13 protein-coding genes and 1 pseudogene are annotated in these 14,432 nt (G+C 41.7%); 4 read left to right on the top strand and 10 right to left on the bottom strand.

The window, feature by feature from the left end; genetic code table 11:
- Positions 1-262 precede the first annotated feature (262 nt).
- Positions 263-793 carry a hypothetical protein gene (locus P4S58_RS17500; protein ID WP_042487225.1) on the bottom strand — a complete coding sequence of 177 codons (531 nt, stop codon included), beginning with the start codon at positions 791-793 and terminating at the stop codon, positions 263-265.
- Between the two features lie 341 nt (positions 794-1,134).
- Here P4S58_RS17500 and P4S58_RS17495 point away from each other — a divergent pair, with 341 nt between their 5' ends.
- The 4 genes from P4S58_RS17495 to P4S58_RS17480 all read left to right on the top strand — a co-directional run bounded on the left by P4S58_RS17495 (position 1,135) and on the right by P4S58_RS17480 (position 3,693).
- On the top strand, positions 1,135-1,557 hold the full coding sequence (locus P4S58_RS17495) for a hypothetical protein (protein ID WP_337164936.1): 423 nt from the start codon (positions 1,135-1,137) through the stop codon (positions 1,555-1,557).
- A gap of 347 nt (positions 1,558-1,904) precedes the next feature.
- Positions 1,905-2,693 (top strand): pentapeptide repeat-containing protein, encoded by a 789-nt coding sequence (locus P4S58_RS17490; RefSeq protein ID WP_102969058.1) that lies wholly within the window; start codon positions 1,905-1,907, stop codon positions 2,691-2,693.
- 8 nt (positions 2,694-2,701) lie between these two features.
- Positions 2,702-3,118, top strand: a complete 417-nt coding sequence (locus P4S58_RS17485) for a VOC family protein (protein WP_337164935.1) — start codon at positions 2,702-2,704, stop codon at positions 3,116-3,118.
- Between the two features lie 314 nt (positions 3,119-3,432).
- Positions 3,433-3,693, top strand: a complete 261-nt coding sequence (locus P4S58_RS17480; protein ID WP_042487232.1) for a YgjV family protein — start codon at positions 3,433-3,435, stop codon at positions 3,691-3,693.
- 109 nt (positions 3,694-3,802) lie between these two features.
- Here P4S58_RS17480 and P4S58_RS17475 read toward each other — a convergent pair whose 3' ends face one another.
- From P4S58_RS17475 to P4S58_RS17435, 9 genes and pseudogenes are all read right to left on the bottom strand, one after another.
- The gene (locus tag P4S58_RS17475) at positions 3,803-5,311 is read right to left on the bottom strand and encodes a DUF4832 domain-containing protein (protein ID WP_337164933.1); all 1,509 of its coding nucleotides are present in this window, start codon (positions 5,309-5,311) and stop codon (positions 3,803-3,805) included.
- An 18-nt stretch (positions 5,312-5,329) separates the two neighbouring features.
- Entirely contained in the window at positions 5,330-5,734 is a 405-nt protein-coding gene (locus P4S58_RS17470; RefSeq protein WP_102955279.1) for a hypothetical protein, read from the bottom strand.
- Positions 5,735-5,751: 17 nt separating this feature from the next.
- Positions 5,752-6,861 carry a glycosyltransferase family 4 protein gene (locus P4S58_RS17465; RefSeq protein ID WP_337164931.1) on the bottom strand — a complete coding sequence of 370 codons (1,110 nt, stop codon included), beginning with the start codon at positions 6,859-6,861 and terminating at the stop codon, positions 5,752-5,754.
- Between the two features lies 1 nt (position 6,862).
- Complete coding sequence (locus P4S58_RS17460) at positions 6,863-8,074, bottom strand: glycosyltransferase family 4 protein (protein WP_337164929.1); 1,212 nt, start codon at positions 8,072-8,074, stop codon at positions 6,863-6,865.
- Positions 8,071-9,069, bottom strand: coding sequence for a glycosyltransferase (locus P4S58_RS17455; RefSeq protein WP_337164927.1), 999 nt, complete (start codon positions 9,067-9,069; stop codon positions 8,071-8,073). The genes P4S58_RS17460 and P4S58_RS17455 overlap by 4 nt, the downstream gene beginning before the upstream one ends.
- Complete coding sequence (locus tag P4S58_RS17450) at positions 9,062-10,453, bottom strand: capsular biosynthesis protein (protein ID WP_337164926.1); 1,392 nt, start codon at positions 10,451-10,453, stop codon at positions 9,062-9,064. The genes P4S58_RS17455 and P4S58_RS17450 overlap by 8 nt, the downstream gene beginning before the upstream one ends.
- Positions 10,450-11,676: a lipopolysaccharide biosynthesis protein gene (locus P4S58_RS17445; protein WP_337164925.1), complete on the bottom strand. Its 1,227-nt coding sequence runs from the start codon at positions 11,674-11,676 to the stop codon at positions 10,450-10,452. The genes P4S58_RS17450 and P4S58_RS17445 overlap by 4 nt, the downstream gene beginning before the upstream one ends.
- 4 nt (positions 11,677-11,680) lie before the next feature.
- Positions 11,681-13,852, bottom strand: a complete 2,172-nt coding sequence (locus tag P4S58_RS17440) for a GumC family protein (protein WP_337165822.1) — start codon at positions 13,850-13,852, stop codon at positions 11,681-11,683.
- Positions 13,853-13,858: 6 nt separating this feature from the next.
- Positions 13,859-14,400: pseudogene (locus tag P4S58_RS17435) on the bottom strand (polysaccharide biosynthesis/export family protein); the annotation flags it as partial.
- Positions 14,401-14,432: the final 32 nt, after the last annotated feature.

Genomic DNA, 14,432 nt, shown 5'->3' with positions numbered 1-14,432 from the left:
CCCGTCATTTGACGGGTTTTTTATTACCAATAACAATAGCTTCTCTTCGCCAAAAAACCTAAAAAGCCAATACCTGCCATTGATAAGCCAGTAACAGTGGATAGAGTGAAAAGTAAGAAACGAGCAAACTTGAATCTGGATGTTGCAGATTTCGGGTTCAGATACAATATAAAGAGAAAGAGCAGGCTTAATAACCTGCTCTTTGTTTTTCAAAACTGTATTTCAGCGCTGAATGAAACCTGCATATGCCGCTCTATTGGATTTAGTTGAGTTCTTCGATGTCATTAACAACAGTATTAGCAATCGCCTCAACGAAATCATTTTCAACAGATTTGTCTCTTAAAGCTCCCGCTATCACCTGAAGATTCTGTGCGAAACTACCTTTGTAAACTAGGTTATTGCGATTGATGAGTGGTTTAGTTGGCTCATCACCTGCACGTTGCACGTTAAAGTTAAATTCAGGATATCCAAGTGAGTCAGATGGAATTGGTGTTGCGTCACCTACAAATCGTCTGGTGTAGTCGATGTTTATCGTAATCGTATCCATTCCCGGAGCATCTGAAAGCATACCTTTATCAGCTAGTTTGGTAAGTACTAGACTCTCCACCATTTTAGATAGCTCTTCTTTACTGTGATACTCAATGGCAGGTTCATGAAACTGAGTAACCTGAACGTTAATTTTATCGATGTGGAACTGGGCTGTTACTTCTTTACCTTTTGAAGTGCTGCCACAACCACTTAAAAGTAAGGTTGCCATAAGTACAGGAATAGACATTAACCACTTGCGTTTCATAGGGATTTTCCTTTGTTATATTGATTATGCAATTAGAAACTATTCACGAAATCTGTAAAGTGAATAGTATTATATAATTGAGCTAAATCAATAATATACATTCATTTGCACGATAGTGTATTGCTAATTTAATGTAACTTTATTGATGACGTTCTAGGTCTATCAGAATTCGAATTACCGAAAATTGAATTTATATGTCTTATGAAATATTCAGTATTTCCATCCATTACGCATCCAATTAAAAGACACAGTTATGTTTCAGATGTGATGTAGGCAATTGATTTCTCATTGTTCAATCATTAGCATTAAATACTTATTCATACATAAGTAAAGGATTGACTATGAGATTAGTAGCAAAATGCAGTTCGATATTAAGTTTGGTTTTATTGGCCGGTTGTGTTGCAACCGTTGCGCCAGAGGATGTCAAATATCAACATTACTTAGCCAAACATGTCGATCTAAGTAAAAAAGCTGAGTCACTAGTCTCGGGCATAGGGAATGAATTTGGTATCGAAGATAGAGTTTATGTTTTATCAATTGCTAATTGGGATCCTGAGCTAAAAGGCGAAAAGGTTGAAGCTCGTTGGGATTGGTACACCGGAGATGAGCTGCGTTACACACATGGTCGCGATATTTTAATGAAGGAACCACCTCATCGCTTTTGGGGAAGAAAATCTGGAGTTGAACTAGGTAAAGGAGAGCATAGAGTAGTTATATACCTAGATGACAAGAAAGAAGAAGAACTGCACTTTTCCGTAAAATAAACAAAGCAAATTTTCAAGATATTTTCCTAATTAATCAGATACAATTTAGCGTTATATAGATAAATTGTATCTGACCTCAAAAAGTTTAATGCTCAACCGCGTATTGTTTAACTCCTTGCAGTTGGTACAGGAAATATCGGCATATCACCAACCTTTTAGCCACTTGATAAACGACCTTTTTTATCATTAGCTACGTATAGTTATGAGAGACAATATCAAGTTCAATAGCGATAGAGTCCAAATTTTTTCCACCATTTAAACCGTTTTCGATAACATAAATATTATTCAATATATTGTATATTTGTGCATACTAATAAAACTTTTATGGATAGCATTAGAGGCTGACTTTGATACTCTTAAATTGGACTAAGCATTTTTACAAATCAGTTAAAAAAGAGACAGGCTATTTAGTTATTGGCTCATTGATAGGCTTGTATCTCACGGCATATTACCTAGTCGAAGCGAAATACAACAGAGATTCTTCTTTGGCTTCTACGACATTATCAAACTTCTATAGCTTAGCTAACTCTGGGCATCCTATGGGATTCAAAACTGCAATGGCTCAGTTTAGAACTACATATCAAATAGAATCCATAAAAGAGCCAAAGATTGTAAATCCATTCTCTTGGTTCTCTGTATACAAACCAAATTATACCCCTCTAAGAGATTGGACCCTGTTCGCTTTTGAATCTTGTACAAAAGAGATATGTGGCAGTGAATTATATAGAATAGATTTATCTAAAGTTCCTTTAAATGATGCCATATTTACTAATGTAAATTTTGATAAAACTAACTTTTCAAGTTCATATTTAGACAATATTAAAATTTTCGCTTCAACAGCCAAAAACTCAAATTTCAGTAATATACAAGGTCAGTTTGCAAACTTTTCCAAAACGAATTTGGAAAGCTCTAAGTTTGACAATGCCATGCTTGCTGGCGCAAATTTTACAGGAGCTAATCTACAAAATTCAACTATGGATAACATACTTGCATACGGAGTTATTTTTGATGATGCAAACCTTAAAGGCGTATCTTTTCTCGGAGCGGATCTAGAAGCGTCGTCTTTTAAAAATGCTATTTATGATGAGTCTACTATATTTCCAAATGGATTCGCTCCTTCCCTAAAGAGCAAATAAGTATTCCTATGAAACAAAACATTGTACATATTGCATTAGTCGTCAGAGATTATGACGAAGCGATTGATTTTTATGTGAACAAGCTTAAGTTTGAGCTTATTGATGATACCTACCAGCCCGAGCAGGATAAGCGTTGGGTGGTGGTTGCTCCACCAAATTCACATGGCGTTAGCTTGTTGTTGGCGAAAGCTTCAAAGCCTGAACAACATGACTTTATCGGCAATCAAGCTGGAGGCCGAGTGTTTCTCTTTTTAAATACTGATGATTTCTGGAGAGATTACGAATATATGAAATCAATTGGTATTAAGTTCATCAGAGAACCTCAACAACAAGACTATGGTACTGTTGCTGTGTTTGAAGATCTTTATGGTAATTTGTGGGACCTATTGCAGCTCAATTCTGACCATCCTATTGCCGAGCGATAAGCACTATTTGCACGTTAGAAGGGTTTTGATTCGATAAGTCGGCAGACATTATTCTACTTTGTTGTTTAGTTGAAATGAGGAATTATTCGCTCGCTCACAGAATTAATTTCATTGGATTGCTACGTAAAACGTTTGCGTAATCGCTAACCTTCTATTTCCTAAATATTGAGGCTTTCATCACACTTTGACTATTGGTATATTAGCGCCAGTTAATCAACTTAGACCATTCGAGGCATGGAGCTCCCTCATTTATCTCAAGACGAGAAGATTGGTACCGGTGATACCAAGTCCGGCAAATAAAGAGGGTCTATATTATGGATATGCAAACAATTGAAATCATGGGTTACGCAGCATCAATCATGGTTGCTATTTCTCTAACTATGAAAGACATCGTAAAGCTTCGTATTCTGAACTTTATCGGTTGTACGCTATTCTCAGCTTACGGTCTTATGATCGATGCGCTGCCAGTTGTAGCAACAAACACTTTCATCGCTGTTGTAAACGTATACTTCCTAGTGAAGATGTACCAAGAGAAGAAAGCCGCTGAAGCAGAAGGTGTTCAAAACCCAGCTTAAGTCATGATTGCTTAAAACTGATTAAAAAGGGAAAACCCAAGTGTGAATCACTTGGGTTTTTTCATATCGTTAAAGTAGTAGCGCACGCAGTAACGCTACGTTGTCACTCTTACAAAATCGTTAAATCTGAAAAACGATACCAACCAGAATCTTGCTTTCCAACGTTAGCGAAATTTAAGCGCGCATCACCATGACTATCCACCAGAGCGAGCTCAAGATAATAATGCCCTGCTTCAAGTGTACTTGGTAAGGTGAGGCTACTGTGTGTTTCGTGTTCACCCGGTAACCATGAACGGACATCGTAGCTAGAAGTACCAAAGAAAGCGGTATTACCATTTACATCAATTAACCTGTAAGCCAAATAACGATGTTGGTAAGGTGGAGCGACACCTTCGTTGACAAACAATGCGTTCACGTTCAACACACCACCAGCTTTGAGTTCAACTTGGTGATTGAGTTTCTCTAAACGAATTCGGTAGCCAATCTTAAGCAGAGCGTCATCGAGTAATCCTCGATATTGAGTCGGGATCGGCTTTGATTTCAAATTCAACGTTGATGCATGGTGCTCAATTGCCCAATCCAAACTGGCTTTCACTTCTTCATAGCTATAGCCTTGCGTCGACTCCCAGTCTTGCATTGTTCCACAGGTTTCAAGACTGATAGGCCCTCGTTGCCAACTGGTATCAAAGTTCTGGTCGTCATATTGAGCTTGCTGAATACGATATGGGTAATCATCTCTCATGTGGCTCCAAGTGGTTGAGAAATGGTGCCAGTCTCCCCAACAATCTGCTCGCCATCCTGCACCTTTTTTAGTGGCGTAAGCTAAACTGTTACCGCCACTGATTAACATCACTTTCGGTGTTTTAGGAAACGCTTCAAAATGCAGGTCAACCCACTTGTTCAAGTCGGCATCGCTGTATTTCTGATGTAACGGCTCTAAACCGGAAAAGTTACTGTTGTGCCATTCGCCCCAAGAACCGACCATACCAATATCAATATGGCTTAAGTTAGAGTTGCCATCGTAACGCTTACCAAACGCTTTCAGCAGCTTTTCACCGTAGTAAAGGTACAAACTGTCATCTAGGTTGGGTACGAAGGTCTTATGATCTTCTGTCCAATAGCCGCTAATGCCTTTGTTGATTAACCATTGTGGTACTTTACTGCCAGTTTGCGGTTCATCCGCTGTCATAAAGCGAATCGCTACCATTTTAGGTGGAGTTTCATGGCGGTTTTCACTGAGAATTTTATCCAGCTTATCAAAGGCATACTTACCTTCTTCTGGCTCTAATTCATTCCAGTAGAATCGGTAGTAATCAATGCCAGCATCCGGATATTCGCTAGAGCTTAATGTCGAACCCCAATTATCGTGAAAGGTTTCAACGCCCATCCCCGGGTTAGTAACAGAGCCAGTAAGCGCTGTAGGATAGACGGTAATAAAAGTTTGGTTGTTCAGATCCACCAGCTCGCTTTCGCCACCGCCAGTACTTGTTTCAGTTTCAGATCCTTGATCGTGCTTATTATTTGACGGATGGTTATCCGGCTTTTTTGCTAGTCCAGAACTAAGAGGCAACATTGTCAGCATTGCCAATACAACAGCTTTGTAAGGCCGTATTTTCATAAAAACCTCGGGGTTAATTTACAATAATAATCCTTTAAACCAATCCCAAATTCCGAATGAAAATCCCTTAAAAATATCAATACCAAGTGCTGACTTTATTAAGTACAGAGCCAGCATTGCCAAAAGGCTGATTGATACCACTCCTATTAGGATTAATAACGTAAGAACAAAGTGAACCAACTTTGAACGCTCACGCACATCTTTTCGATGATCTCTGCCACACAGAAATACAATATAGAAACGTTTACCGAACCAAGGAACGGTTTCTCTAATATCAATGGAATGTCTTGCGACCAACCCCATCGATTTGACTGCATGTTCTATGGCTTGCTTTTGCTCGTCATTTAACGTTTCAGCAATACCACTATCTAAAGTGTGATAGAACTGCTTAATAACTTTGTCTGCGCGGTTGTTAGACGACACTTGTTAATACCCGTTAGTTACTTTGAACTCTGCGCTTTTTTATAAACTTCAACAGTTTGAGCGGCTATCTTCTCCCAGTCATACTTGTCCAAATAAGTGGCATAATCCACTTCAGTATGTTCTGGAAGGTTCGCTAGTTTACTTGCCAGTGAATTCACATCACCGACTGGAAAATAACTTTGCTCATTTAACCCAACTTCGGTATTTGCAGGTATATCGCTGACAATCGCAGGAAGTGAGAATGACATGGCTTCTAAAAGCGCAATGGGTAGACCTTCATGATAAGAAGGCATAACAAACACTTTTGCTTGAGAGAACAGCACCTTCAGTTCATCCCCTTTGACAAAACCTGTTAACTTCACACCTTTTGTATTGCGCGCTTTGGCTTTTAGTTCCGAGCTATAAACTGTTTCGTGGTCGGTATCTCCCACCAATACTAATGGCAGGGTTAGTCCCGATTTTGCGTAAGCATCAATCAGATCATGAAAGCCCTTTTCTTCAACAAATCGACCAACCGCCACAACATAACCTTTAGCCGACAACTCATGATTGGCTAAATACTTATCAATAATGGCTTTATCCAACGGCTGAGCTTTAAGCACGCCGTTATAGATTAAATTGGCATCAAAGCGATGGTACTTGTCTTTGATAATAGTATTGATCACATCGGATATCACAATCACTTCGCTTGCCCACTTTGCAGCGAATCTTTCACCTAATTGCAGAATTTTCTTAGCAAAACCTCCCCATTTCTGACGATCGTAGTCAGGGCCATGGTGAGTAAACACGACTTTCTTACCCAGCAGACGCAGCAACGGCACCACCAAACCCGGCCCAATGGCATGTACGTGTACCACATCCGAACCATCGGTTAAGGTCGAAAATGCGGCTAGAGTTGAGTGGACAATTGCTTCGAGTGATTTCTTCTTTGGCGCCCAAATAGCTTTGGTTTTCACACCTTGGTATTCAGAATGCTGATAAGGAACGTAAGGAGAACGTGCAATCACACACACCTCCGCACCTGTTTGTCGCACTATTTCCGGATACAAGTGCTGGCAATGAGTTTCAACGCCACCAAGCACATCTGGAATTCCTCGCGTACCTAGTACAGTGATCTTCATAGTCATATTATTTCTCACTCAGTAATTCTTGGTACAAATGCATAAGCGTATTTTCATGACGAGCCAGAGAGTACTTGTTCTCTAAGCGATGACGAGCGCGATTTCCGTACTCGACAACCAGTTCTGGATGCTGGGCAAAATCATCCATCACTTGTGCTAAAGAATCTGGATTCCCAGATTCAAACAAACGCCCTTCTACACCTTCTCTTACTTGTTCTGGAATGCCACCGATATTGGCGCCGATGATCGGTTTGCCATAGGCCATGGCTTCGATAACCGACATAGAACAGTTTTCATAACATTCAGAAGGAACAATGACTGCACTGCACTCTTTGATCAATGTGTGTAGAGTATCGCCGCTCTGGAAACCAAGAAAATCGATATTGTCGTAATTAGCGGCCAACTCATTGTACAAAGGCCCGTCGCCAACCACTTTTAATGGCATCTCCTGCTTAGAGCGTTGATAAGCTTCAGCCAAAGTCACTACGCCTTTTTCAACACTTAATCGTCCCAAATAAAGGAAGTATCGCCCGTCTTTTACACCATTTCGATCAACATGCTCATCAATCCCATTCACAACAACTTCAATACGGTTATGAGGTAATTTTTGACGAATGATGTTGGCGAGAAACTCACTGGGTGAAACGATCACATCCACAGCTTGGTAGTTCTTAGCCAATGAATGATACGTTGCCTCAAGCGATAATAACGCACTCTTAAACAGCGAACCTTCCTGACAACGATACTTAAACGCGTTCCATACCGATCCCTGTAAGCAAGCTTCGCAGGTATGTCCATCTCGGTACATGGTGTAACTAGGGCATGCGATTTTTGTGTCGTGAGCTGTCAGCACTGTTTTGCAGCCAAGCGACTTGGCGACTTTAATGATCGATGGCGTTAGCTGATGATAGATATTGTGAAAGTGAACAATTTCTGGGCGCTCTTTGGTAATTAAGGCTGTTAACTTCTCACAAGCTTCACTGTTATGAATAAAATTGATCGCCGTTTTCACGCTGCCTAACAAGCTCTTCTTGCCGTCATGGTAATCAACATTAGAAACAAAATAGTCACTAAAAGCCGAATCAACGTTTTTCTCATGCTGCATAGAGAAATCAATAATTGTTGCTCCTGAACGCGCTAACATCTCGCGTTCCTGAAAAAACACGGTTTCCGCTCCGCCTTTCATAAAGAAGAACTTGTTTACTAGAAGAATTTTCATTGTTCTTCTCCTTTAATCAGTCGGTTATCTGGCGCTTGATTCGGATCTTTTAAACGGCAACTTAATCCTCTAACAAGCCCTGCGGAAAACACACTCAGATTCACCACACTTTGAAGTGCATCTCTTAATGAGCGGTTCTTAATTGCCTTCAGTGTAAAGAAAGCCACCAACGGCAGTAGCGCAATCGAGATAATCTTTGCATGGAAAGTCAGAATGGATATCGCCAGTAAGAACAAATAAAGAGTAAAGATCGCCTCGTTCTTAACTACGAGCAGCGCGTCTTTAAAATGCGGCTTTCCCCAAGCACTTTTTAATAGTTCGCCAGAAGCAAACAAATAGCCACTTCTCCAGCGATATTTCATTAGTTCGATGGAAGACATGTCATAAGAAGTGTGAGAGAAGTATGGAACAGCCAGTCGGTGCAGCTTGTAACCCGCATGCTTTAATCGCATACCCAATTCTGCTTCTTCATATGCATGTAGATTGCGATTGGTTAAATAACCGATTTTTTCAATGGCAGAACGTCGATATAAGCCGCCTCCACCAAGATGAGAGGCATCTCCGACAGGATAGATCTTGTGAATACGCTGCTTACGGGACTTGAACTCGTAGCTTTGTGCATCATCCATTTCCACCATACCGGCTACGCCAGCGTAATCGCGGTGAGTATCTAAATAAGCAATCCCCTGCTCTATAAAGCCGGGCGCCAGTTCCATATCTCCATCCATGAGAAGAAGAAACTCGCCTTGTGCATGAAGATAGCCTAGCTGATGCCCTACACCACAACAGCGTTCATCACCATTAACCAATGTGGCAACCTTGGCTCCATGTTCCAAAGCTATCGCTTGAGTATCATCTGACGACAGGCTATCGGCGACAATTATCTCATGAGAGTAATTGGATAAATTTTCGCGAATACTGGTAATAGTTTTCGCAATCCCAGCCTGTTCATTATACGTTTTGATAATGACACTGATTTTAATATCTTCACCCATAGGAAGGCTCACTTATTGTTAATACTGACTTGCGGATAACTAACGCAGCACCTAATGAAAAATAGAACAGAAACTGCGGCATCGGCACTATCATCAGAGTTTGACTGTAAGGAAGACTCAAAAGCCCAGCAATACCAAAGGCAATAAACGCGGGCTGGAAGGAAAGTAAACGCACGTCTTCCTGCGTAACTCTGTCTCTGGAAATAAGTGGTTTTGGCATCACAATCCGTAACGTATAGCCGATGACGCCAAAGAACAGTAAGGTTCCAATCAGACCCATTTCCCAAAGCAACATGCTCAATGATGTTGAATCCAGAAATACGTTAAAGATGATATTTAAAAATCCTGGCGCAACGGTACTGCCTCGGTTGGTGGCATTAAGACCATAACCAAACAACTGGCTTGGTAGTCCCCACAAGTCACTGTGTTCTCCCCAAAAGAAGATGGTGGTCATCCTCCCCAGTTCTCCGGTTTCTGCCATGATGTAATTTGGGTCGAACACATATGACAAAGAGTCGATAAAGATGTCCAAAGCGCCTTTATCTGAACTACCCGCAAAGGCGGATGAATAAGACGCAGCCAATATCATGATCGCAAGAGAAATAAGGCCGAATAAACCGCCGATGATCATCAAAGCAGTTTTAAGATCGAGCCGTTTCATTCCAGCCAGATAGCTTGGCGAAAACCAGACGAACGCCAGCAAGAACGGTGAAATCAGAATAACGAATTTCACCTCGCCCAAAATACACAGGATAAAAGCAGCAATGATGTGCAGACCGGTGTTTAATTTCGTTGTCAGACCATGTTTATATTCAGAAAGCTTAAGCAGCATGATCAGTAAACAGAACAAGCCCATGGCGGCAGTGTTCCCGCCTTTCATCGGGTCACCACCAAACGTGCCCACAACCGCATCCCACTTTTCATACTCACCACGAAAGGCGACGCGTTTGGGAACAACAATCAGGATCTGGTACAAGATAACGGGGAACTGGATATAGAAAACCCAATAGAGCGCTTTAGTAATACGGTAAATCTGCGACTCACGAACAAAACCCAGCAACAAACAAAACATAATCAGCGATATTGCTAACTCGTTTTTCATGCCGACAATCGTTACTTTAATGCCGCTTTGTAATACCGTTGATACGGTTGCCAACGCAAATAAACTCACGAACAACACCAATAAGACTCGTTCTTTGTTGTCCAGATAAAAGGCGCTGTAACGAGTTTGCATTGGTAACAGCAGTACCATTAAACAGGTCATCAAAAACGGTAGCCAAAGAACCGCGCCAATCCCTGTGAAATACTGGACAACTCCACAAAATATCAGTGTGGTCAATGTGACAACTTGGAGGTAAAGCCCGCTGTTTAAACTAAGGTTCACTTGGCCTCCATTCCTTCTCGCATAGAACGAGCCCGTTGATTCACTTTCAAATAAATGAATCCATAACGTACAGCCGAAAGCACCGCATAAGTCATCACTGAATACGCGTAGTCGCTGTAGAAATAAGGCAGGATGACAAACGCCATAACAACGACGGCCAACTGCTCAAGTTGAATACGCAGGAAATACTTGGGAGACCCAAATACCAGTTCAATAACCGTCAACGGGCAAATAGCCAATGCGGGGAACAAATACGGCAGCATATATTGTGAAGTCGGAATCGATTCTACCCATTCATGAGTGATCCAGTTTTTGGCCGCTGCAAATTCCATCACAATCGGATAGAAGATAAAGACGCCAGCAGTAGCAATGAGACCAAGGACGAAAAGAAGTTTGCGTACCTTTATGAATTCCGGGTAATTGAAACGCTGATTGCGAAAATCTAACGACCATTTAGAGAAGATAGAATTGCGTACCGCATTCCCGACAATCACGACTGGCGATAAACAGAATCGGCTAACAATCGCAAAATAGCCTGCCGTTACCGCAGAAAACCAATAGTTGATGAGAACTGTCGGCAAATTGCTGTTGGCCATAGCCAACACTTCGGCACTACCGATACTAATAATGTGTTGTTTATTACGCTTAAAGAATTCTCGGTTGGATGACCAGCCCCATTGATTCCATGCCATGCGTCGAAATGGCATCGAGTAAAGTAACCACAGAAAAACGATAACAATCAGCGCAATCGCCCAGCTCCAGTAAAGCAACTCTGCTGTTGGCGTCATCAGCACACACACTAAAACTAAGCCTGAAGCAAGCAGACGCTGAAACGCCAACAACTTCATTTTCTCATCGCGTAATAGCAGGTTTTCTGAGATCAAAATCCAAGCATGAGCAAGAGTCAGCAGATAGTAGAGAGCAAATGGTTTGTTGAATAACCAAACAATAACAGTCGTAAACGGAATGGCTAATACCACTGTTTGAATAAGACAAAATACGATGTTTTGCGCGAGATGTTCATCCTGCTGTTTTGGAATCAAAAGCTGCGAAGCAAAAGTACATATCTGTGCACCAATCAGTACAATGCTGTACACCATGGCGTAAATACCGACTTCGTTCATACCATAGCGATTTGACACAAACCAGATGGAAGATGCCCCTATCACTTGGGTGAGCATCGAAGAGCTGGCAATCGTTGAGATACTTTTGATCAGCCCCATGCGATTAATCCTCAGCTAACAGCGCTGAAAAACTGCCTTGAGCAATAAACTGCTTACTTTCTTCACTCTGTAAGTTATCCGCTTGAACTCGGTTTAACACTGCGCCAATGGTATTGATATCAGGCTGATTTAACTTCTCGATATCTTGGCGAATAACTGGAACCGAGCGAGAAGCGGCTTGCATCACCACAACGACTCCATCTAATGTTTTAGCGACCAACTGGGTATCTTTGTTTTCCGTAAGGCTTGGCAAGTTCACTACGATTCGTTCATAAAGCTCAGGCAACTCTTGCATCATGTGCAAAAATTGCTCACTAGAGAAATACACCAACGGTGACTGTTCAAGAACCCCTCGCGGCAAGAAATCGAGCTTATCATTGAGAGAGATAAACAATGGCTTGTGATTGTCACTAGCCCCGTCAGCCCATTGAGCTGCACCTTTAGCTTCTGTTGCACCATTCATCGCCTCGTCCGCTTGTGGAAGAAACTCAGGCAACATTGACAAGCCTGTTTCACTGCGAAAATCGAGATCCAACAAAAGCGTCTTATGGTTACGGCTTAAACTGTCGGCCAGCAACTGTGAAACTAGCGTCGCCCCTTCCTTTTCAGTACTGGAGACAACACCTAAACAATAAGCTGACGGTGATGCTAGTTGAATCGCGGTTTTTATGCCGTGAAATGATTCCATCGCATAAGGATTACTGCGAATTAGGTTAACGAGTTCGTTTCTGTCCTCTGTTTGCCCCATATCCGGTAAATCAGCTAATGGATTCAAACCTAATTTCTTCAAGACTTGTGTCAGGTTATAGATCTTCTGATCCATTGCAGCGCGAATAATCACGAACAAAGTGGATAGCGTGAATGACATAATGAACACCATTGCCAGTAGTAACAATTTGTTCGGTTTTGCTGGCGTTTTGGCAACTGCGGCCGGGTCATATAAGACAGCATCTGGTTCACGATAAGTAGAAGAAAGCTCTTGCTCTTTGCTGCGTAAGAACATGTCTTTGTATAAGTCTTCCGTTTTTTGCAAATCAGTCTGCATACTTTCATAAGTATCACGTTTCGCCACTAATGCTTTGAAGCCGTTCTTCTGTTCATTCAACAGCGCTTTATAGCGATTCTCTTTCGCCAACTGAGCTTGATACTCTTTGTACAAGCCTAATTTCAACTCGACTAACAGACGGCGAAATTGAAGCTCTATCGCTCTGATCTGCGCTTCAGCTTCAAGGATCTTGTTGTGTTTCGGGCCGTAGCGATTTTGTAAATCAAACAACGTTCGCTTCGCCTGAATCATTGCGATACGCAAATCCTGTAACTGTGGATGACTGGAGATTTCAGGAATAGATGCGAGATCTTCCAGCGGTGCATCTAAATTCTGTACCACCAGCTCATAATGAGATTGAGCAAGCATTCGGCGTTCAGTAGCATTAGCTAAACGCTCCGTCATAATGCTGAGTTGTTGAGTTTCAAACCCATCAATGCCTTTAAAAGTAATCAAGCCTTCTTTGTTAAGAAACTGCTCCATTTCCTTTTTCTTACTTGCCACTTGCTTGCGCAGTTCTTCCATCTGCTGCTCATTCCACTGTTGAGCGGCTAGGGTTTTCTCTACTTTTTTATCAACGGTATACTCAATAAACGCTTGAGCAATACCGTCGGCGATTCGTGCGGCTTCTTCAGCATCTTCCGATTCAAAAGAAACATGCACCAGCTGCGTTAAACGTACTTCTGAAAAAGAGAGGTGTTTACGAATGTTTTTAACCGTAGCATTCATTAAATCAGCTTCGGTCATTGGCAATTCTCTAATGCTGTCATCTACCGTTACACCACCGTTGTATCGAGGATCTTCATTGAGCTTGAGATCTTTGATGGCTTTTTCTAGAACAACACGAGATTGCATCAGATTAAATTGCGTAACGTAGTAAGGAGAGCGAGTTGAATCGTATCCGTCCACATTATCAATTGGCGTGGCGTTGTCTTCTTGCGCTTTGATCAATACCGTTGCAGTAGACACATATTTGGAATTCATACCAGAAATCAGCGGAAAGCAAGCTCCCGTTACCACGACAGTAAAGAGCAATATCTTCCACCAGTGTTTCTTTAATGCTTTTATAAATGGTACAAAATCGATGCTGCTTTCCATCTTTTGACCATTTTCAATCATGCCTACTGCCATATTAGAAAAACTCTGCTCTACGATTACGGTATCGCCAGGCTGCACAGGATGAGTGAGCTCAACGTCTTCAATTACTTCATTTGTCGTACCCGAACGAATACTAATGTCATCTCGGTCAGCACGGTCAGTAAAACCGCCAGCAATCGCAATCGCCTGCTCTACCGTTAATCTCGGTTGAAACTCATAACCGTTAGGGAAGTCACCTCGCCAAAAATATAAAACAAACGGAACGATTCCATGTTAATGGTGACCATAGGGTTCAATAGGTAATCACCTCGCAAACGTTCTTCTATCTCAGTTTCAATGGCACTTGGCGTACGACCAGAGATAACAACGTCACCAATATAAGGAAAGTTAACCACGCCCGACTTACTCACTTTAAACTTCATAGACATATCAGGTTCACCGTAAACGATGATTTCAATTCTGTCGCCGGTGCCCAATAAGTAATCATCCAAGTTATCATCTACTTGAGGATTCGCTTGTTGTGCAGATGCCTGCTGTTCATTTATTGCCACTGAACCTTGCTGTGCGGCTTCCTCAGCCATTAGAGGCAAAGCCATAATCAAAGTAAGAAGAA

The organism is Vibrio sp. Hal054 (assembly GCF_037162405.1).
GTDB lineage: Bacteria > Pseudomonadota > Gammaproteobacteria > Enterobacterales > Vibrionaceae > Vibrio > Vibrio diazotrophicus.
The sequence above is the reverse complement of the archived record's forward strand: the minus strand, read 5'-3'. Positions and strand labels throughout refer to the sequence as shown.